Source organism: Rhodococcus sp. 05-2254-5 (genome assembly GCF_002258575.1).
GTDB lineage: Bacteria > Actinomycetota > Actinomycetes > Mycobacteriales > Mycobacteriaceae > Rhodococcoides > Rhodococcoides fascians.
In genome coordinates this window covers 183,130-202,848 of record NZ_NOZG01000023.1, presented here as the reverse complement: position 1 = coordinate 202,848, position 19,719 = coordinate 183,130, and the positions used below count along the sequence as shown (strand labels likewise).

At 65.0% G+C, this 19,719-nt stretch carries 18 protein-coding genes; 9 read left to right on the top strand and 9 right to left on the bottom strand.

Annotation, left to right across the window (positions count from 1 at the left end):
* Position 1: 1 nt before the first annotated feature.
* Both CH278_RS15565 and CH278_RS15560 read right to left on the bottom strand, forming a co-directional pair.
* On the bottom strand, positions 2-430 hold the full coding sequence (locus CH278_RS15565) for an SRPBCC family protein (RefSeq protein ID WP_094622332.1): 429 nt from the start codon (positions 428-430) through the stop codon (positions 2-4).
* A 14-nt stretch (positions 431-444) separates the two neighbouring features.
* On the bottom strand, positions 445-1,449 hold the full coding sequence (locus CH278_RS15560; protein WP_094622331.1) for an alpha/beta hydrolase: 1,005 nt from the start codon (positions 1,447-1,449) through the stop codon (positions 445-447).
* Between the two features lie 187 nt (positions 1,450-1,636).
* Between CH278_RS15560 and CH278_RS15555 the strand changes: the two genes are divergently transcribed.
* The gene (locus tag CH278_RS15555; RefSeq protein ID WP_094622353.1) at positions 1,637-3,016 is read left to right on the top strand and encodes a WS/DGAT/MGAT family O-acyltransferase; all 1,380 of its coding nucleotides are present in this window, start codon (positions 1,637-1,639) and stop codon (positions 3,014-3,016) included.
* 52 nt (positions 3,017-3,068) lie between these two features.
* Here the strand turns inward: CH278_RS15555 and metG are convergent, their stop codons facing one another.
* A complete protein-coding gene (gene metG, locus CH278_RS15550; RefSeq protein WP_032373032.1) occupies positions 3,069-4,619 on the bottom strand; it encodes a methionine--tRNA ligase in 1,551 nt (516 codons plus the stop codon).
* Positions 4,620-4,640: 21 nt separating this feature from the next.
* Here metG and CH278_RS15545 point away from each other — a divergent pair, with 21 nt between their 5' ends.
* The 3 genes from CH278_RS15545 (at position 4,641) to rsmA (ending at position 7,602) form a co-directional block, all read left to right on the top strand.
* Complete coding sequence (locus tag CH278_RS15545) at positions 4,641-5,468, top strand: TatD family hydrolase (protein WP_032373031.1); 828 nt, start codon at positions 4,641-4,643, stop codon at positions 5,466-5,468.
* A 102-nt stretch (positions 5,469-5,570) separates the two neighbouring features.
* Positions 5,571-6,698 carry a resuscitation-promoting factor gene (locus CH278_RS15540; protein ID WP_094622330.1) on the top strand — a complete coding sequence of 376 codons (1,128 nt, stop codon included), beginning with the start codon at positions 5,571-5,573 and terminating at the stop codon, positions 6,696-6,698.
* 28 nt (positions 6,699-6,726) lie between these two features.
* Entirely contained in the window at positions 6,727-7,602 is an 876-nt protein-coding gene (gene rsmA, locus CH278_RS15535; RefSeq protein WP_032401065.1) for a 16S rRNA (adenine(1518)-N(6)/adenine(1519)-N(6))-dimethyltransferase RsmA, read from the top strand.
* Between the two features lie 10 nt (positions 7,603-7,612).
* Here the strand turns inward: rsmA and CH278_RS15530 are convergent, their stop codons facing one another.
* Positions 7,613-8,428 (bottom strand): DNA/RNA non-specific endonuclease, encoded by an 816-nt coding sequence (locus CH278_RS15530; RefSeq protein ID WP_094622329.1) that lies wholly within the window; start codon positions 8,426-8,428, stop codon positions 7,613-7,615.
* A 12-nt stretch (positions 8,429-8,440) separates the two neighbouring features.
* Positions 8,441-9,430, bottom strand: a complete 990-nt coding sequence (locus tag CH278_RS15525; protein ID WP_094622328.1) for a helix-turn-helix transcriptional regulator — start codon at positions 9,428-9,430, stop codon at positions 8,441-8,443.
* 213 nt (positions 9,431-9,643) lie between these two features.
* Here CH278_RS15525 and CH278_RS15520 point away from each other — a divergent pair, with 213 nt between their 5' ends.
* The 4 genes from CH278_RS15520 (at position 9,644) to CH278_RS15505 (ending at position 14,181) form a co-directional block, all read left to right on the top strand.
* Positions 9,644-10,579 carry a 4-(cytidine 5'-diphospho)-2-C-methyl-D-erythritol kinase gene (locus CH278_RS15520; protein WP_032371216.1) on the top strand — a complete coding sequence of 312 codons (936 nt, stop codon included), beginning with the start codon at positions 9,644-9,646 and terminating at the stop codon, positions 10,577-10,579.
* Positions 10,579-12,375, top strand: a complete 1,797-nt coding sequence (locus tag CH278_RS15515) for an ABC-F family ATP-binding cassette domain-containing protein (RefSeq protein ID WP_027496078.1) — start codon at positions 10,579-10,581, stop codon at positions 12,373-12,375. The genes CH278_RS15520 and CH278_RS15515 overlap by 1 nt, the downstream gene beginning before the upstream one ends.
* A gap of 78 nt (positions 12,376-12,453) precedes the next feature.
* Positions 12,454-13,137 (top strand): DUF4166 domain-containing protein, encoded by a 684-nt coding sequence (locus CH278_RS15510; protein WP_032364166.1) that lies wholly within the window; start codon positions 12,454-12,456, stop codon positions 13,135-13,137.
* 45 nt (positions 13,138-13,182) lie between these two features.
* Positions 13,183-14,181: an enoyl-CoA hydratase/isomerase family protein gene (locus CH278_RS15505; protein WP_094622327.1), complete on the top strand. Its 999-nt coding sequence runs from the start codon at positions 13,183-13,185 to the stop codon at positions 14,179-14,181.
* Positions 14,182-14,192: 11 nt separating this feature from the next.
* Here the strand turns inward: CH278_RS15505 and CH278_RS15500 are convergent, their stop codons facing one another.
* The 3 genes from CH278_RS15500 to CH278_RS15490 form a co-directional block, all read right to left on the bottom strand.
* Positions 14,193-14,804: a hypothetical protein gene (locus tag CH278_RS15500; protein WP_027496081.1), complete on the bottom strand. Its 612-nt coding sequence runs from the start codon at positions 14,802-14,804 to the stop codon at positions 14,193-14,195.
* A gap of 147 nt (positions 14,805-14,951) precedes the next feature.
* Positions 14,952-15,605, bottom strand: a complete 654-nt coding sequence (gene pnuC, locus CH278_RS15495; protein WP_032371214.1) for a nicotinamide riboside transporter PnuC — start codon at positions 15,603-15,605, stop codon at positions 14,952-14,954.
* A 9-nt stretch (positions 15,606-15,614) separates the two neighbouring features.
* Entirely contained in the window at positions 15,615-17,297 is a 1,683-nt protein-coding gene (locus CH278_RS15490; RefSeq protein ID WP_094622326.1) for a peptide chain release factor 3, read from the bottom strand.
* Between the two features lie 129 nt (positions 17,298-17,426).
* On the opposite strand from CH278_RS15490, the gene CH278_RS15485 reads away from it, so the two are divergent.
* On the top strand, positions 17,427-19,061 hold the full coding sequence (locus tag CH278_RS15485) for a fatty acyl-AMP ligase (RefSeq protein ID WP_027496084.1): 1,635 nt from the start codon (positions 17,427-17,429) through the stop codon (positions 19,059-19,061).
* Here CH278_RS15485 and pth read toward each other — a convergent pair whose 3' ends face one another.
* Complete coding sequence (pth, locus tag CH278_RS15480; protein ID WP_032364117.1) at positions 19,062-19,655, bottom strand: aminoacyl-tRNA hydrolase; 594 nt, start codon at positions 19,653-19,655, stop codon at positions 19,062-19,064.
* Positions 19,656-19,719: the final 64 nt, after the last annotated feature.

The window sequence follows — 19,719 nt, the reverse complement described above, 5'->3', positions numbered from 1 at the left end:
CTCAGCCCACCACGTGCTGGCGTAGCCCTTCGGTCGCTGCCTCGAGAATGGTCTTGGTGCCCTTCTTGACGAGGAAGCCGGGCAGGGGAGCCTTCGGGTCGACGGTCAGCTCGAATTCGACGTGCGTGCCGTTGCCCTTGGGCGTCAACGTGTATCGGCCTTCCTGGGCCTTCTGCTGTGAGCTCTCCACCAAGCTCCACGAGACCTCGTTCTCGCTCCAGGTGTACTGGACCAACTGCTCGTCGTTGATGCCGATGATCGAGACCTTCATCTTGACGTGGTTCGGTCGACCGTCGTCGAAGCGGTCGACCACCTCGCACTTCTTGTGTACGGGGGACCACGAGGGGATGCCTTCGACGTCGGCGAGGACGTCGAGAATTGTCGGTGCGTCGGCCTCGATGTCGACGGACTTGTTCACTGTGACTGCCATGGGGAGAAGGTATCTCAGCTTTCTGTACGGGGGCTGACGTTACGGGCGAACTCGCCGATGGCGCGTAGTGCGCGACGCGCTTCGGGAACGAAATCGGCGGCCTGGAACACGTGCACCTGATCCTCGAAGACCTGGAGTTCGCAGTCGACTCCGGCGACGGCGAGGCGCTGAGCCATGAGTTCGGCGTCGGCATAGACCATTTCGGTCGATCCGACCTGGATCAGAACCGGCGGCAGGCCGGCGAGATCACCGTCGACCGGTGAGACCCGTGGGCCGCGTTCACCTTCGATGACGATGCGTGCGTCGACACGATCGGCGAGCGCGGTCAGCGCAGGAACAGCATTGGATGGGAACACCGAACATTTGTCCGCGTTCTCGTGCGTGAGCTTGCCGGTGGGATCCATATCGGTCAGGGGCGACATCGTGAAGATCCCGGCCGGTGCGGGCAGGCCGACGGTCCGCAGAGCCAAGGTGACCATGAAAGCGAGATATCCGCCCGCCGAATCCCCGCCCATGATGATCTGGTCCGGGCGATAGCCGGAATCGAGGAGGAAGCGGTAGGCGTCGACCCCGTCCTCGACGGCGTGTGCGATCGGGTTACGCGGCATCATGCGGTAATTCACCGACAGGACTGCGCCGTCGACGCTCTTGGAGACGCGTGACGTCATCCGCCGATGAGTCCGCAGTCCACAGCACACGAAGGCGCCGCCGTGCATGTACAGAACGACACGATCGGTTCCGCTGCCCTCGGCCCGAATCCATTCGGCCTCGCATTCGGAGAGCATGATGCGACTGCGGGTGGTGCCGCTGATCTGGGGGACGAGCAGACCCGCGTAATCGACCAAACCCATCGGCCACGGCAGTGACGGTGCCTGCGCCCACACCGTCAGGAACGGGCGCACGGTGAACTGCAGGTATTTGGACAGGATCTGCGACTGCAGGCTTGCTCCGCGGATATCGCGGCGGCGCGCAGTGGCTGCCGCGTCGGACGTTTTCACTACGGTGAGCGCCGGATTCATAGCCGTCGCCTCCATCCCCGTTGGCTGTTGCAGGGCGCGTGTGCGCCGTGCGTCGGATCCCCGTTCTGTTTGGAACCCCTGGTAACGGACAATAGCGGGTGGGATTTCGTGAGCGCACGTAAGGTCGTGTTCTGAGTCACATTCGGTGCCGTACCGTGACATAAAACAAATGGAAAAAGGACAGCTCATGGCACTCATGCCCATCACCGAATCGATGTTTCTGATCGCCGAATCGCGGGAGCACCCGATGCACGTGGGCGGACTGGAGTTGTTCGTACCGCCCGGCGATCCGCACGAGTTCGCACAGGAAGTGCATCGCAAGTTCACCACTGGTGAAGTGCACGAGCTGTTCCGCAAGCGGCCGGCCCGCCCGGTGCAGATCATGGGAACTCTCGCGTGGGCTTTCGATCAGGACGTCGACTTCGAGTACCACGTCAGGCGCGCTGTCTTGCCCTCGCCGGGACGCATCCGCGAGCTGTTCCAGTTTCTCTCGCTCAATCACAGTGCCCCGCTCGATCGCTACCGGCCGATGTGGGAACTGCACATCATCGAGGGTCTGGCCGACGGCCGAGTTGCGTTGTACACCAAGGTGCATCACTCGCTGGTCGACGGCGTCAGCGCGCTGAAGCTCATGCAGCGCACACTCTCGACGGACCCCGAGGATCGCAGCGGAGTGGCGACCTGGGACCCGTCGTTGTTCGGTCGCGGCAGAAAGAAGGTCGACAAGGCCGAGCCCGGGCGGCTGGCGCAACTGGGCAGCGGCCTGTCCATGGGACGCAAGATTGCCGGCGACCTGGTGGATTTCGCGCCTGCCTCCGCGCGAATCGGATTGCGCGCGTTGAAGAAACAGGGCGCACAACTACCGCTGCAGGCACCGCGGACGATGTTCAACGTGCCCATCGGTGGCGCTCGACGCTTCGCGGCGGAGAGCTGGTCGATCGAGCGTATTCGTAAGGTCGGTACCGCTCTCGATGCAACGCTGAACGACATGGTGCTCGCGATGTGCGCCGGTGCGCTGCGTGCCTACCTCATCGATCAGAACGCGCTCCCCGAGGAGCCACTGATCGCCATGGTGCCGGTCTCGCTGCGCAAGGAGGGTGACAGCAAGGACGCCGGTAACTCCGTGACGACCATTCTGTGCAACCTGGGGACCGACGAATCCGATCCGCTGCTTCGCCTCGAACGCATCAAGGAGTCCACCGTCCGAGGCAAGCAGATGATGGGGGAGCTCAACACCCTCGAAGCGCTTGCCGTCGGTGCAATCACCATGGCCCCGTTGTTGTTCGGGCCGGTGCCGGGATTCGTCGACTACACCCCGCCGCCGTTCAACGTGATCATCTCCAACGTGCCGGGTTCCAAGGAGGATCTCTACTGGAACGGCGCGAAACTCGACGGCATCTACCCGGCGTCCATCGTGTGCGACGGACAGGCGCTGAACATCACCGTCGCCAGCAACGGCGATTCGTTGAACTTCGGGCTCATCGGCTGCCGACGCAGTGTGCCGCACCTGCAGCGAATGCTCACGCATCTGGAGAACACGTTGGAGGAGCTCGAAAAGGCGGCGTAGCCCCACGTGAGTGGAACCTCGTAGTGGGCTACGAAGTTCCACTCACAAGGGCTTACTTCTCTTCGTACTTGGGGAACACCGGCGTCGGGGCCGGGAGAGCGGTGCCGGGCACCGAACGTGTTGCGATGTCGGCGAATTCGCGGTTCGAAGCCCCGAGCAGGTCGAGGATGCGCGACGCGGAATCGGGCATGACGGGTTGAGCAAGGATGCTCACGATGCGCAACACCTCGATCGTCACGTACAGCACGGTGGCCATGCGATCGGGGTCGGTCTTGCGCAGCACCCATGGCTGCTGCAGCGAGAAGTAGCGGTTGGTCTCGCCGAGTACCGACCAGATCGCTTCGAGTGCGGAATGGATTGCCTGCACATCGAATTCGCGTCGGCAGATCTCCAGCAGCGCGTCCGCGCGGGCCAGCATCGCCTCGTCCTCGGCGGTGAATGCACCCGGTGTCGGGAGCTGTCCTTCGAGGTTCTTCGCCACCATCGTCAGCGAACGCTGCGCGAGGTTGCCCAGTTCGTTGGACAGGTCGGCATTGACGCGGGCGACGATCGCCTCGTGGCTGTAGCTGCCGTCCTGCCCGAACGAGACCTCGCGGAGGAAGAAGAAGCGCACCGGATCGAGGCCGTAGTTCTCCACCAACGAGTCGGGGGTCAGCACGTTGCCCAGAGACTTGGACATCTTCTCGCCCTTGACATTCAAGAACCCGTGCACGAACACCCGCTTGGGTAGCTCGATGCCTGCGGACATCAGGAACGCCGGCCAGTAGACGGTGTGGAACCTCGTGATGTCCTTGCCGATGACGTGCAGATCGGCGGGCCAGAACTTCCGGTACGCCTCCGAGTCGGTCTCGGGGAAACCTGCACCGGTGAGGTAGTTGGTCAACGCGTCGACCCACACGTACATGACGTGCGCGGGATCGCCGGGTACCGGCACACCCCAGTCGAATGTGGTCCGGGAGATCGACAGGTCGCGCAGACCGCCCTTGACGAAGTTCACGATCTCGTTGCGGCGCGTGTTCGGCGCGATGAAATCGGGCGACGCGTCGTACATCTCGAGCAGTTTGTCCTGGTACTGCGAGAGCCGGAAGAAGTACGACGACTCCTCGGTCCATTCGACGGGCGTGTTCGTCTCGGTCGCGACGCGGGACCCGTCCTCGGTCAGGGTGGTCTCGGCCTCGGTGTAGAACGCCTCGTCGCGGACCGAGTACCAGCCGGAGTAGGAGTCGAGGTAGATGTCGCCGTTCGCCTCCATCCGTCGCCACAGTTCCTGGCTGGCGGCATGGTGGTCGGCATCGGTGGTGCGGATGAAGCGGCCGTAGGAGCTCTGCAGCAGATCGTGCGCCGCCTGGAAGGCATCGGAATTGCGCGCCGCGAGCTCGCGGACGTCGATGCCCTCGTTCTGCGCGGTCTGCTGCATCTTGAGGCCGTGCTCGTCGGTTCCCGTCAAGAAACGCACGTCGTAGCCATCGAGGCGCTTGAAGCGCGCGATCGTGTCGGTGGCGATGTATTCGTACGCGTGCCCGATGTGGGGTGCTCCGTTGGGGTACGCGATTGCCGTGGTGACGTAGAAGGGTGGCCGTGAGGCATCAGCTGGCGCAGTCATGGTGCGCCTACTCTATCCAGCGTGAGTAGAGAACGTCCCGCGCCACCGCTGCCCGATGCCGTCGGCACCCTCGTCGACGCCCACACCCACCTCGATGCCTGCGGAGCGACCGATGCCGCGAGCGTGGCCGCGATCGTCGATCGCGCCGAGTCGGTGGGGGTCACCCGGGTGGTCACGATCGCCGACGACCTCGACGCCGCGCGCTTCGCCGTCGACGCTGCATCCTGGGATCCACGGGTGTGGGCGGCGGTCGCGATCCATCCCACCCGCGCGAATGTGCTCGACGACGCAGCGAAGGCCGAGATCGAACGACTCGCGGCCGATCCCCGCGTCGTCGCCATCGGCGAAACGGGTCTGGACTACTACTGGCCCGGCAAGCTCGACGACTGTGCGACGGTCCCGGAGCAGCACGAGGGATTTCGCTGGCACATCGATCTCGCCAAGCGCCTCGGGAAGCCGCTGATGATTCACAACCGCGAGGCCGACGAGGATCTGCTCGCGGTCCTGGTCGCCGAGGGCGCTCCGGAGACGGTGATCTTCCACTGCTTCTCCGGCGGGCCCGAGACCGCCAAGGCCTGCGTCGACGCCGGTTACGTTCTCAGCTTCTCGGGGACGGTCAGTTTCAAGAACGCGCATGCGCTGCGTGAGGCCGCAGTGTTGGTGCCCGACGAGTTGGTGCTGGTGGAAACGGATGCTCCGTTTCTCACGCCGCATCCGTTTCGCGGTGCACCCAACGAGCCGTACTGCCTGCCGTACACCGCCCGGGCGCTGGCCGAGGTTCGTGGCCAGGACCCGGCCGAACTGGCGGCGCATGCCACGGCGAATGCCGAGCGGGTGTACGGGCTCTAGCTCCTTGGGTTGCGGCGGAGGTACTAATTCGTTACCGTACCGTGACCGAACTCGGGCGTTTCGACCCCGAAGTCACGCTTGCAACCGCCAGGAATACGAAACTTGTCGACTATCAGACGCCTCAACTCCGCTCGTTCGACCACGCTCTACCTGGTCATCGCGGCCCTGTTGATGACGCTGGTCGCCGGGGGCGTGATGGCGGTGAGCCGTCACAAAACCGTGACCATCGACGTCGACGGCGACATGATTTCGCTGAGCACGATGAAGACCGACGTCAACAGCGCTCTCGTCGATGCCGGCTACACGCCGTCGGACAAGGATCTGGTCGTTCCCGCGCCCGACTCCGGGCTGAGTGACGGCGACACCGTCGTGCTGCGCCGCGCTCGCGAGATCACCCTGAACGTCGACGGCAAGCTGGAGGAGATCTGGACCACCGCGTTGACGGTCGAGGAAGCTCTGCAGCAGACGGGCCTCGCCGAGGACGTCCACGTGTCGGCGTCTCGCTCCGAGCGGTTGCCCCTCGACGGCACCGAACTGGACGTGGCCCTGCCCAAGCAGGTCTCGCTGGTCGACGGAGGCAGTCCGGCAACGCCGGTGACGCTCGCCGCTCCGACCGTGCGCGAATTCCTCGAAGCAGCGGGCAAGCCATTGGAAGAGGCCGACACCGTGTCGCCGGATCCGGATGCCGCCGTCACCGACGGTGCCGAGATCGTCGTCACGCGCGACCGGACCGTCACCAAGACCGAGACCACCGACACCGATGCCCCGGAACAGCGCGTCGAAGATCCGACGATGAACATGAGCAAGACCGTCGTCGAGAACCCCGGCGCTCCCGGCGTCTCCGACATCACCTGGAAGATCAACATGGTCAACGGGGTCGAGGCCGGACGCGAGAAGATCGACGAAGTGGTCAAGGTGCCGGCGCAGCCGAAGACCGTTCGAGTCGGAGCCAAGCCCGGCACCGAGGTCCCACCCGTGGAGAACGGTGCGATCTGGGACGCGCTTGCTCAATGCGAGGCAACCGGCAACTGGGCCATCAACACCGGCAACGGTTTCTATGGCGGCGTGCAATTCGACCAGAACACCTGGGAACGCCAGGGCGGCCTGAAATACGCACCGCGCGCCGACCTCGCCACCCGCGAAGAACAGATCGCCATCGCATCGGTGACGCAGAAGTCGCAGGGCTGGGGCGCATGGCCGGCATGCACCTCGCGTCTGGGTTACCGCTGATCACCTGCCCGCCCGTAGAGTTCGCACCGTGTCCGAACATGTGAGGGGAGCTGCGGCTCTGCTCGGTCCTGCCGAAGTCCGCTCTCTCGCCGCCGAGCTCGACGTGCGTCCCACCAAACAACTCGGCCAGAACTTCGTGCACGACGCCAACACCGTGCGACGCATCGTCGCCTCCGCCGGTGTCGGACCTCAGGACACCGTCCTCGAAGTCGGTCCCGGCCTCGGATCGTTGACTCTCGCTCTGCTCGATGTGGCCGACGCCGTTGTCGCGGTCGAGATCGACCCCAAGCTCGCGACCCGCTTGCCCATCACGGTGGCCGACCGCGCCCCCACCCTTGCCGAACGGTTGACGGTCATCGAAGCCGACGCGTTGCGCGTACGGGCCGAGGACATTCCGGGACACCCGACGGCATTGGTGGCGAACCTGCCGTACAACGTCGCGGTGCCTGTGCTCATTCACCTGTTTTCGCAGCTACCCAGCCTGCGGGTGGCCGTGGTGATGGTCCAGGCCGAGGTTGCCGATCGCCTCGCCGCGGTACCGGGAAGCAAGATCTACGGCATTCCCAGCGTCAAGGCCCGATTCTTCGGTGACGTCAAACGGGCCGGGGCAGTAGGCCGTTCGGTGTTCTGGCCGGTTCCCAAGGTGGAATCGGGGCTGGTGCGCATCGATCGATACGCCGAGCCGCCGTGGCCGACCGACACTGCACACCGGAAGTCGGTATTCGCCGTCATCGACGCCGCATTCGCCCAGCGCCGCAAGACTTTACGAGCAGCCCTCGCGGGGTGGGCCGGTTCGCCCGTCGCCGCGGAGCGCAGACTTCGCGCGGCCGGAATCGATCCCACGGCCCGCGGTGAAACGATCGACGCGGCAGCGTTCGTTCGTCTGGCGGCTACCGAGGCCTGACGTCGCGTTCTTACAGGTGAATGTCCGACAGTCGCGTCAGTTCGGTCCACTTCGACGCCTCGGCGCGTGCCGCTGCGACAGGTGCGTACCGGTCGGCCTCGGTGAGACTTCCCAGCTCCAAGCCGGTCGCCGACGCGATGTCTGCTACCGGAACCTGATACGTGCGGTACGGGCCGAGCGGTGGGGGATCGGTCTCGACCCGTAGCGGTTTGTCGAGAATCGGGTCGAGTGACGGCGACTGATCGAGCACGTATCCGGTGCACGCCGGTGCCGAATCCTGGGACCACGCGGCAATCTTGAAGAAGCGACGCGGTATGGCAATGCCTCGGTAGATCGGATCGTCGTCGGCGAAGATGCAGCCACTGAATACCGAGAGTCGTTGCCCGTACTGCTCGGCATGGCCCAGTACGTAATCCTCGAGCCCCAGCCATAGAGTTTTCGACTGGTTCAGCGTGGCCGTCTGCGGAGCGCACACCGTGTAGTGGAAGGTATCCGCATTGGCGCGCATCGCGACCGACAGCTCGCCCCACACCGGATCTCGTCGGCGAACGAGATGCCCACGGTCGAGGTCGTTGTTCGAGTACAACTCGTTCCCCGCCTGCTGCGCTGCCGGAAGCCGCTCGTCCAGACGCCAATCATCGCCTCGCTCCACGTCTTTCAGGCTCGAGCCGTCGATGTTCACGCCGGTGACCGCGGCGAGGCGTCGGGCAGGGTCCATGGACACCGAGAAATGCGTGTACGGAAGAACCACCAGGCCTGCTCGATCCGGCAGCGGAACGTCGATGTCGGCCAGGAAGGTCGGGTCGAAACCGAGTGGGGTCGTCATGGACCCATTGACTCACGCGTCGGTTACCGGAGGGTGAACCGCGGCGAGGTATCGCCGTTCGAGGGCCGCGTGACGCTCGGCGACCACGCGGCATTCCTCTTTCAGTTCCGGCGGGTCGAGCACGGTGAAGTCGGTGTCGAACGCCGCCAGCCAGCGGGCGATCGACGGCAGTGAGTCTCCCGAGAGCACCACCGCACACGAGGTGTCGTCGATGGATTCGAGTGTGCCCCAGTGCTCGTCGATCATCGGGGCGATCGTCTCGATCGGCGCATGCAAGCGAATGCGCGCCTGAACCTGGGTGAACGCGCGGTCGATTCCCTGCGAGACGTAGGCCGCCGCGCCGCCCGCAGGTAACTCCCGCGGCGTGAACCGTGGGCCGGTGGGAATCTTCGGAGTGAGCCGATCCACCCGATACGATCGCCAATCCTGGCGCAGCACATCCCAACCCAGCAGATACCACCGCGCTCCCGCCCGAACCAAGCTGTAGGGCTCCACCTCGCGCCGAGACTCCGAACCGTCGTGCTTGCGGTAGTCGAATCGCAGTCGCTCGTGACCGTGGCACACCGCAGCCACCGTCGACAGCACCGCCGCATCCACCGCAGACCGCGGGGTGTGCTCCACCACGTCGATCCGGAGGGCGTCGAGCCGATGCCGGATGCGCGACGGCATCACCTGCCGCAGCTTCGTCAACGCACGCAACGACGCCTCGCCGATCCCCGCCACCGACCCACCGGCCGCCGACTGCAGGCCGAACGCCACCGCCAACGCCTCGTCGTCGTCGAGCAACAACGGGGGCATCTCGGCACCCGGTCCCAACTGATAGCCGCCGCCGACGCCCGGCGTCGCATTGACCGGATAACCGATATCGCGCAACTTGTCGACATCGCGCCGCAGCGTGCGAGGCGTCACGTCGAGCCGTTCCGCCAGCTCTGCACCCGCCCAATCGCGCCGGGTCTGCAGAAGCGACAACAGCCGCAACAGCCGGGCCGAGGTTTCCTTCATGTCCACACAATGCCACCGAATGCGGACAACTTCGGTCCTCTTTACCGACCCGACCCCGCCACCGAAGTCCACTCAACGTGACATTGACCCCCGAAAAGTCCACTCAACGTGACATTGACCCCCGAAAAGTCCACTCAACGTGACATTGAGTACCCCCAGGTGAGCGGTCCGATGGTGAACCCGGCCCCTGTTTCTCCACTACTGTGGTTAAACGTGCTGTCTGTCGTTCCCACGCCCGTTGTCGTTCGGGCCCCGTCGAAGGTGAATCTGCATCTTTCGGTCGGTGACCTGCGTCCCGACGGCTTTCACGAGTTGACGACGGTGTTCCAGGCGCTGTCTCTCTCCGACGAGTTGTCGGTCGTTCCGGCGAAGGCGTTGTCGGTTCGGGTGCGCGGCGACGACGCGAAGGTCGTTCCGACGGATTCGCGGAACCTGGTCTGGAAGGCCGCCGAGTTGTTGGGCCGTCGGGTCGGGCGCGAGCCGTCGGTGGAGATCACCATCGACAAGGGCATTCCGGTCGCCGGCGGCATGGCGGGCGGTAGTGCCGATGCTGCCGCGACGTTGGTTGCGCTCAACGCGATGTGGCATCTCGAACTCTCGCGTGACGAGCTCGACGAGGTGGCGGCCGAACTCGGTAGCGATGTGCCGTTCTCGTTGCACGGCGGGACTGCCGTCGGTACCGGCCGCGGTGAGAAGTTGCTTCCGGTGCTCTCGCGTAACAACTTTCATTGGGTTCTGGCATTGGCGAAGGGTGGTCTGCAGACCCCCGCCGTGTACGGCGAGCTCGATCAGTTGCGGGCCAAGGGCGATCCGCCCAGGCTCGGCGGCACCGAGGATTTGATGCATGCCCTCGCGTCGGGTGATGCGCGGGCCCTCGCCCCGCTGTTGGGCAACGATCTGCAAGCCGCTGCGGTCTCGCTGATGCCGCAGTTGCGTCGCACACTGAGAGCGGGTGTCACTGCGGGTGCGTTGGCGGGCATCGTGTCCGGCTCGGGCCCCACGTGTGCGTTCCTGTGCGCCGACGCCGATGCGGCGGTGTCGGTGAGCGCAGAATTGTCCGGTGCAGGCGTGTGCCGCACCGTCCGTGTTGCGAGTGGACCGGTTCCCGGTGCTCGTGTGGTCACTAGTGAATCGAATGGTTTTTCCTGATGGTCAATCTCGTCAATCTCGAAAACGTCAGTAAGTCCTTCGGCGTCAAGCCTCTGCTCGACGGCGTCTCGCTCGGTGTGCAGGAGGGCGAACGCATCGGCATGGTCGGCCTCAACGGCGGTGGCAAGACCACCACCCTCGAGGTTCTCGCCGGCATCGAACCCCCCGATTCGGGACGCGTCAGCCGAGTGAACGGACTGCGGATGGCCGTCGTCACTCAGCGTGGTGTGTTGCCGCCCGGGTCGACGGTCGGTCAGGTGGTACTCGATCCGCTCGGGATGGCCGAGCACGAGTGGGCCGGCGATTCGCGGGTACGAAACATCCTGACCGGCATCGGTATTGCCGATCTGGGTCCGGCCGGTAGCTCCGGACTGGACGCGCCGATCGACAACCTCTCCGGTGGCGAGCGTCGACGAGTCGCGTTGGCAGCAGCCCTCGTTCAAGATCTGGATCTGTTGGTGCTCGACGAGCCCACCAACCACCTCGACGTCGAGGGCGTGCAGTGGCTGGCCGCGCACCTGGTGAGCCGTCGGAGCGCGCTACTGGTCGTCACGCACGATCGGTGGTTCCTCGACACCGTCGCCAATCAGACGTGGGAGGTCGTCGGGGGTGGTATCGAAACCTACGAGGGTGGCTACAACGATTGGGTCTTCGCGCGGGCAGAGCGCTCCCGTCAGGCCGACGCATCCGAGGAGCGGCGTCGCAACCTCGCTCGCAAGGAACTCGCATGGCTGCGCCGCGGTGCTCCCGCGCGAACGTCCAAGCCCAAATACCGCATCGAGGCCGCCGAGGCGCTGATCGCCGACGTACCGCCGCCTCGTGACTCCGTCGCGCTGTCCTCCTTTGCGCAGCGCCGTCTGGGCAAGGTCGTCATCGAACTCGAGGACGCGCGCCTGGAAACTCCCGACGGCCGTGAGCTGGTCAAGGACTTCACGTGGCGTCTGGCTCCCGGCGAGCGCGTGGGTCTCGTCGGCGTCAACGGCTCGGGTAAGACGACGATGTTGCGTACGCTCGCCGGTGAACTGCAGCCCGCTGCGGGCAAGCGCATCCAGGGCCAGACCGTCAAGATCGGTTGGCTGAAGCAGGAATTGGACGACCTACCCAAGAAGCTGCGTGTCCTCGACGCGGTCAAGGAGGTGGCCGAGCGGATCACGTTGGGCGACAAGGAGATTTCTGCTGGGCAGCTCGCAGAAAGGCTGGGCTTCACTCCCGCTCGCCAGCGCACGCCGGTCGGTGACCTGTCCGGTGGCGAACGACGCCGCCTGCAGTTGACACGAGTCCTGATGGCCGAGCCGAACGTGCTGTTGCTCGACGAGCCGACCAACGACCTGGACATCGACACCCTGCAGCAGCTCGAGGACATCCTGGACGGCTGGGCGGGCACGCTCGTCGTCATCAGTCACGACCGGTACCTCATCGAGCGCATCTGCGACTCGACGTGGGCACTGTTCGGTGACGGCAAGCTCACCAACCTGCCCGGCGGCATCGAGGATTACCTGCGCAGGCGGGCCGTCCTCGCCGCCGACGCGACGCCGGACTCGTTGACCACCGGTGGGGTGCCGCGGAAGGCAACCCGCGATGCGGCTTCGGAGCGTGCGGCCCGTAAGGAACTCAGCAAGCTCGAGAAGCTCGTCATTCGCCTGTCCAAGCGGGAGACCGAACTGCACGCCGAACTCGCCGAGGCTGCCACTGCGCCGGACAAGCTCGTGGCCCTCGACACCGAACTCAAGCAGGTTCTCGCCGACAAGGACGTCGCCGAGGAACGTTGGATGGAATTGGCCGCCGAGTTGGAGTAGAGGGCTTCGCCCATGTGAGTGGTAACTCGTAACCTGCTACGAAGTTTCATGCACATGCGCGCAGCGCATACTGTGGTCATGGCATCGGTCGTCGCAGAAGTGATGGGTTCGGATTTCGCTCGTCTGCATCCCAAGGTCCAATGGCGTTTCGGTTTGCAGTCCTCGGATCATCGGGCTCAGTTCGGGGTCGGTGTGATGGAGGAGATGACTCATTCTCGTCTCGTTCCGCCGCCGCTGCTGTGGGCCGGTCGTAAGCGTGGCCTGTTTCCTGCTGGGGTGGGGAAGGATGTGCCCTTCACCATCGCCAACTATGCGTACGTCGACGAATTGGGCCGCGAGACAATGTCTTTCGTGCGTCGCTTCGCGTTCGCCGCGCGTCCGCAGGGGATGAATTCGGTGATGGTGTCGTCCGCCGAATCCGACGCATATGCGCTCGACTACCTGGGGTTCTCGTCGGACATGGTGGTGCACACCACGTGTGCGGTCGACTCCGACGGTGGGTTGGTGCTCGAGAGCGAGGTGCCCCGGTTTCTGCTCGGTCCCATTGCGCCGAAGTTGCCGAAGGTGGCCTCCGCGGTCACGATCGGCCGGGAATGGTGGGACGCGGCGGAGGAACGGCACCGCATCGAGATCGAAGTCAAGAGCCCGGTGCTCGGCCAGTTGTTCCTGTATCGCGGGTGGTTCACCGCCGAGGAGCGCGAGTGCCGTCCCGCCGACATACCGTCCGACGCGCGGCCGCGCTCTATCGAATCACGCGAATAGCGCTACTGTTACGCGTCGATCGAAGCAGGTGAAAGGGAGTCCGCAGTGGCCGTAGTCGAAGCCGAGGTTCTCGGTGGTGTCGGGCATATCGTCCTGAACCGGCCGGAGGCCCTGAACTCGTTGAACGAGGCCATGATCCACGGCATTTGCGCGGCACTCGATTCGTGGCGGGACGACGACACCGTCGGTTCGGTTCTCGTGACCAGCAGTTCGCCGCGCGCGTTCTGCGCCGGCGGAGACATCAAGGCCATCAGGCAGGCCGTGATCGACGGCGACCGAGAAGCCGGGCCGCGCTACTTCTCCGCCGAGTACGACCTCGACGAGATCATTGCGACGTACCCCAAGCCGTATGTGGCGGTCATCGAGGCCGCGGCGTTCGGGGGAGGGCTGGGAATCTCGGTGCACGGCAGCGTGCGGATCGTGACCGAGAACGCTGTTCTGGCGATGCCGGAGACGGCGATCGGATTCGTTCCCGATGTGGGCTCGAGCTACTTCCTTTCCCGGTTGCCCGATCACATCGGACGCTATTTGGCACTGACAGGCACCCGGATCACCGGATCCGACGCTGTGACACTGGGATTGGCGACACATTTCTGTCCCAGCGAATCCGTCCAGGCGCTGAAGGACGACATTCTCGGCGGCACCGATCTCGGTGCAGCGCTCGGCCGACACACGACCCCGCCGCCGACGACGGAATTGTCGTTCGACGCGAAGGCGGTGGCCACGGTGTTCGAGAAGACGTCGCTCGTCGACATCATCGATGCTTTGGAGTGCGATACCGCGTGGTCTCGCTCGACCAAGACTCAGTTGGCAACGCTGTCGCCGACGTCCTTGATGGCCACCGATGCCCTGATCGAGCGGGCTGCGGACAGTACGTTGCGGGAGTGCCTCGATCGCGAGTTGCGGCTGGCGACATGGATCATCACGGAACCGGACTTCGCCGAGGGTGTGCGCGCAGTGCTGGTCGACAAGGACCGCGCGCCGCAGTGGAAGCCTCTGGTGCTCGAGATGGTGCGACCAGAGGCCTTCCAGCAGCTGCTGTGACCGTCAGTGGGTCAGCGGTAACCCTTGGCGGGGTTCTGCAGGTCCAGCACGATGGTCTGGCCGTTGGAACGCACGTGAATCTCCGGGTTCTGCAGACCACCGGAGACGAGGTATTCGCCGAGGAGCTGAAGCAGCTCGTCGGGGCCGACGGAGGTGTCGGGAGTGCGGATGTCGCCGGTGCGGCTGCCGAGTTCGTTCTGGGTCAGCCGACCCGCGATACGAACCGAGGCGACGCCCATAGCGGTACGACGGTCGGGTGCCTGGCCGCGGCCGAGAGACGGCGACGTGCTGCCGCTGGAGGCGTGAGCGGTGGAACGGCCGTTGGTGGGCAGGCCGTGTTCTGAGATCTGATCGCTGGTGGTCACTTCAACCTCGTTCGATTCCGTGGCGGGCTTCTCTGATGCTGCGGGCTGTGGAGCGGATGCCGTGTCGGTGGACGTGACCACTGCCGCCGGGAAATCGGTGGTGGTTTCGGCCGCCTTCTCGGCGGGTGCAGCTACCGAACTGTCGGTGCGGGCACCGTTGGACGGAGTGGAATCGGACTTCGGCGGCGTCGCCAAACGATGCGCGGGAGCGCCACCGACCTTGATCCCGGCCAATGGGTAGTTCGTTCCCTTAGTCATGTCGTTTTCCACTTCATCGTGATTCTCGGGTGGTTCCGCGCCGAGACGCCATGATCGGAGAACTCACATGACGCCCAACTCGGCGTCGAGCACGCCAAAACGTACTCGAAGTTTGTTCGGACCGCCTGAGAGTAGCATCACGATTGTTTAGATCGCCATTTTTTGGTCCAAAGGCTTGTTCTGAATCCTGAACCACACCACGAAACCCCAGGTCACAAACCCGGCGTATACCAAGTAGAGGACAGCGGACGGGTAGAAACCGGCGATCACCAGCAGCGGGACGCCCACGATGTCCACCGCGATCCAGATGAGCCAGAATTCGGTGAGCCCGCGGGCCATGCCGAACGTCGCCAGCATCGAGCCGGTGAAGATCCACGCATCGGCCCACTTGCCGTAGGAACCGAGGTACCCGAACAGCTGCGCGAACACGATCGTTCCGACGACTGCGACAGTGATCATCACCAGTCGCTCACGAGCAGTGCCCCAGCGTGGAACGACGGCGGCCCCCGAGTTCTTCGAGCCGCGCATCCACCGGGCCAGCCCGTAGGTGCTGACGGCAATGAACATCAGCTGCCGTCCGGCTTGTCCGTACAGATCCAACGCCTGCGGAGTGTGGAACACCCCGCCCATGAAGACGGTGAACAGCAGCGCGTTTCCGATGATTCCCACCGGCCACGCCCACACGACTCGACGCATCCCGCCGACCGCGGAGAGCAGTCCGAAGCCGTTCCCGATCACCTCGCGCCACAGCACCGGGTGGCCCAGCACGCTGAATTCGGCGTCGAGCAGATCTGTCAGCACCGCGACAGGCTACTGATCGCCTGCGGCGACGAGGGGCTCGAGGGTGAGCTCGGGCATCTCCTTCTGGATGTACTGCAGTCGCCACTTGTCGCTGACGAGAGCCAGCAGGGCACCGTCGGTCCGGGTGAAGATCTCGACGCCCCGCTGGCGGCCCAATTCGACGGCCGACGCCGCGTCGGTGCGCCGAGCAAGTGAGTAACCCAACGGTTCCATCCGAGCGTCGACGCCGAATTCGGTCTTCATTCGTGCGGTGACCACCTCGAACTGCATCGGGCCGACGGCCGCGAGAACCGGGGAGGCGTCGCCGCGAATGTCGTTGCGCAGCACCTGAACCACGCCTTCGGAGTCGAGTTGTTCGACGGCTCGGCGGAACTTCTTGTACTTGTCGGCGCTGTCGACGCGCAGTGCCGAGAAGTGCTCGGGTGCGAACGACGGAATCGGTGGGAACTCGACCTTCTCTTCGGTGTACAACGTGTGGCCGGGCGCGAGCGCGGTGGCGTTGACCAGACCGACGATGTCGCCGGGGTAGGCGTTCTCGACCGTTGTCCGGTCACGCCCGAAGACGGTGAGCGCGTACTTGGTGGTGAACGGCTTCTTGGTCTGTGCGTGCGTGACGACCATGCCGCGCTCGAACACGCCCGAAACGACGCGCATGAAGGCCAGGCGGTCTCGGTGTGCGGTGTCCATGCCGGCCTGCACCTTGAACACGACGGCACTGAAGGGATCGGTCACCGCGCGCACCCCGTCGGAGACGTCGGCCCGGGGCCCGGGTGCGGGGGCCAGCGCCACCAGGGTGTCGAGGATCTGGCGCACGCCGAAGTTCAGCATCGCCGAGCCGAAGATCACCGGTGACGTCTGGCCGGCGAGGAACATCTCCTGGTCGTGTTGCTGGCCGCTCGAGATCAGCAGATCGCTCTCCTCGACGGCGGTGTCCCAGTCGACGCCCTCACGCTGCGCGGCGGCCTCGGCCGTCATGAATTCCTCGGGCGCGATCGTGGCACCACCCGCAGTTCGGGTGAAGCGGATGTAACTGCCGTCCTGCACATCGAGCAGGCCACGGAAGTCACCCGCGATGCCGACGGGCCAGTACAGAGGCGTCGGCGTCAGGCCGATGCGTGACTCGATCTCGTCGAGCAGTTCGAGCGGGGACTGACCCGGGCGGTCCCACTTGTTGATGACGGTGATGACCGGGATGCCGAACTGGCGGCACACCTGGAACAGCTTGAGGGTCTGCGGCTCGAGGCCCTTCGCGGCGTCGATGAGCATGACGGCCGCGTCGACCGCCGTCAGGACGCGGTAGGTGTCCTCGGAGAAATCGGCGTGGCCGGGGGTGTCGACGAGGTTGATCACGTTGGTGACCTCGGCGTCGGGGGAGGTCTGGTAATTGAACTGCAGCGCAGTCGAACTCACCGAAATGCCGCGCGCCTTCTCCATCTCCATCCAGTCCGAGACGGTGGAGCGACGGCCGGCCTTGCCGTGAATGGCACCGGCCTCGGAGATGACGCGCGCGTGCAGGGCGAGGGCCTCGGTGAGCGTCGACTTACCGGCATCGGGGTGCGAGATCACCGCAAATGTTCGACGCCTCGCCACCTCGAAATCGAGTTCCCTGGCCGAGTGTCGAGCGGGGCCGGAGTTCGGTCCTGACCCGTCGAGTGCTGCATCGACGTCGGGGGAACTGGGCGGGGTACTCACGAAGGCCTCTATCTCGTAGTCACGGCAACGGCAAAGGTCAAGGATACGCGGCCGGTAACGGTCACCGGTCATCGCGGGATTGCTTAGGGTGAGGGACGCGGAAGGACCGTCGAACGAGGAGATGACGCGTTGAGCAAGTTCACCGACGAGATGTTCGAGACCGCAAGCAGCAGCAAACGTGGTTTGGTCACCGGCGAGCCCGAGGCGGCGTTGCGCCAGTCGTGGGGTGAGATCCACGAGCAGGCGCGGCGGATGGCGGGCGCGTTGGCCGACGCGGGGGTCGAACACGGCGACGCGATCGGTATTCTCGCCGGCCAGCCCGTCGACATCGCACCTGCCTGCCAGGCCACGTGGATGCGCGGAGCGTCGGTGACGATGTTGCATCAGCCCACCCCGCGGACCGATCTGGCCGTCTGGGGCGAGGACACCGAAACCGTCGTCCGGATGATCGACGCGAAGGCGGTGATTCTGGGAGCTCCGTTCGACATCGCCGCGCCGGTGCTCGTCGAGCGCGGCATCACCGTGCTGAAGATCGACGACATGAAGTCCGGTCGCGACATCGATCCGGTGCCGACGGCCGAGACCGACATCGCGCTGCAGCAGCTCACGTCCGGCTCCACCGGGTCGCCCAAGGCCGTGCGCATCACGCACGAGAACTTCTACGTCAATGCGTACGCGATGATCGATCGCATCGAGTTCGACGTGAATTCCGACGTCATGGTCAGTTGGTTGCCGCTCTTCCACGACATGGGCATGGTGGGCTTCCTGTCGGTACCGATGCAGGTGGGTGCCGAGGTCGTGAGCATCACTCCGTTGGACTTCCTGCGCTCGCCGCTGTTGTGGGCCAAGCTCATCGACAAGTACCGCGGAACAGTCACTGCTGCACCCAATTTCGCGTATTCACTGCTGGCCCGTCGGCTGCGTCAGGCGGAGGACGATCTGGATCTGGATCTGTCCACACTGCGTTATGCGTGGAACGGTGCCGAACCCGTCGACCCCGACACGATGATCGCGTTGGCAGAAGCGGGTGCGCCGTACAAACTCGATCCCGCGGCCCTCGCGCCCGTGTACGGAATGGCGGAAACGACTCTCGCCGTGTCGATTCCGGACCCCGGTCAAGGACAGGTGATCGACGTGGTCGACGCCGATCTGCTCGAAACGCTCGGCCGCGCAGTCCCGTCCACCCGCGGCAACACCCGATCCCTGGCCACTCTCGGAAAGTTCGTTCCCGGTCTCGAGGGCCGCGTCGTGGACAAGGAAGGGCAGGTGCTCACCGCCCGCGGCGTCGGCATCATCGAGGTCCGCGGCAAGGCCGTCACTCCCGGATACATCACCGTCGACGGCCCCGTGCCGACACAGGACGCCGACGGCTGGCTCGATACCGGCGACGTCGGCTACATCACCGAGGACGAACTGGTGGTCGTCTGCGGCCGGGTCAAGGACGTCATCATCATGGGCGGCCGCAACATCTATCCCACCGACATCGAACGAGCCGCGGGCACCGTCGCGGGAGTTCGGCCCGGTAACGCCGTCGCGATCCGCCTCGACGCCGGCGACAAACGCGAAAGCTTCGCTGTTGCAGTCGAAACGAACGATATCGACAACCCCGACGAGGTCAAGCGGATCGAGCGTGAAGTGATCCACGCGGTGCATTCGGAGGTAGGAGTGCGCCCGCGCACGGTGGCAGTCCTGGGGCCGGGCAGCATCCCGAAGACGTCGAGCGGCAAACTGCGACGGGCCAACTCGGTGTCGCTGCTGAACTGATCAGCGCGGGTGCACCCTATTCTGGGCCGCCTCGAGACCGACCTTCAGCAGTAGCTCGGCGGCGTCGGCGGCTTCTTCGATCACGACGCCGAGGTCCTTGCGTTCGGGCGTCGAGAAGGGCTTGAGCACGAACGACGCCGGATCCATCCGTCCCGGTGGCCGTCCGACGCCCACGCGGACCCGCAGGTAGTCCTTGGTGCCGAGGTGCTGAGAAATCGAGCGCAGACCATTGTGCCCGCCCTCACCGCCGCCGAGCTTGAGTCGCAGTGCGCCGAAGTCGATGTCCAGTTCGTCGTGCACCACCACGATGTTCGCGGGGTCGACAGAGAAGAACCGAGCCAGTGCCGCCACCGGCTGGCCCGAGAGGTTCATGAACGTTCGCGGCTTCGCGACGACGACCGAACGGCCGTCCAGCCGGGCCTGCACGATGTCGGAATTGGACTTCTTGTGCGACGAGAACGACGAGCCGACGCGTCCGGCGAGTGCGTCGGCGACCATGAAGCCCACGTTGTGCCGAGTCTTGTCGTACTGCGGACCGGGGTTGCCGAGCCCGATTATCAGGGCGGGGCCGTTTTCGGTGCTCACGGGCGTCATTCTTCCATCGATGGTTCGAAACGAACGGCGCGCCGTCTCCCGAAGGAGAACAGCGCGCCGCTCG

Bases quoted from the DNA above. Each gene is read 5' to 3' on its own strand.
- CH278_RS15565 (WP_094622332.1), bottom strand. From the start codon at position 430: ATGGCAGTCACAGTGAACAAGTCCGTCGACATCGAGGCCGACGCACCG.
- CH278_RS15560 (WP_094622331.1), bottom strand. From the start codon at position 1,449: ATGAATCCGGCGCTCACCGTAGTGAAAACGTCCGACGCGGCAGCCACT.
- CH278_RS15555 (WP_094622353.1), top strand. From the start codon at position 1,637: ATGGCACTCATGCCCATCACCGAATCGATGTTTCTGATCGCCGAATCG.
- metG (WP_032373032.1), bottom strand. From the start codon at position 4,619: ATGACTGCGCCAGCTGATGCCTCACGGCCACCCTTCTACGTCACCACG.
- CH278_RS15530 (WP_094622329.1), bottom strand. From the start codon at position 8,428: ATGACGACCCCACTCGGTTTCGACCCGACCTTCCTGGCCGACATCGAC.
- CH278_RS15525 (WP_094622328.1), bottom strand. From the start codon at position 9,430: ATGAAGGAAACCTCGGCCCGGCTGTTGCGGCTGTTGTCGCTTCTGCAG.
- CH278_RS15515 (WP_027496078.1), top strand. From the start codon at position 10,579: ATGGTCAATCTCGTCAATCTCGAAAACGTCAGTAAGTCCTTCGGCGTC.
- CH278_RS15510 (WP_032364166.1), top strand. From the start codon at position 12,454: ATGGCATCGGTCGTCGCAGAAGTGATGGGTTCGGATTTCGCTCGTCTG.
- CH278_RS15500 (WP_027496081.1), bottom strand. From the start codon at position 14,804: ATGACTAAGGGAACGAACTACCCATTGGCCGGGATCAAGGTCGGTGGC.
- pth (WP_032364117.1), bottom strand. From the start codon at position 19,655: ATGACGCCCGTGAGCACCGAAAACGGCCCCGCCCTGATAATCGGGCTC.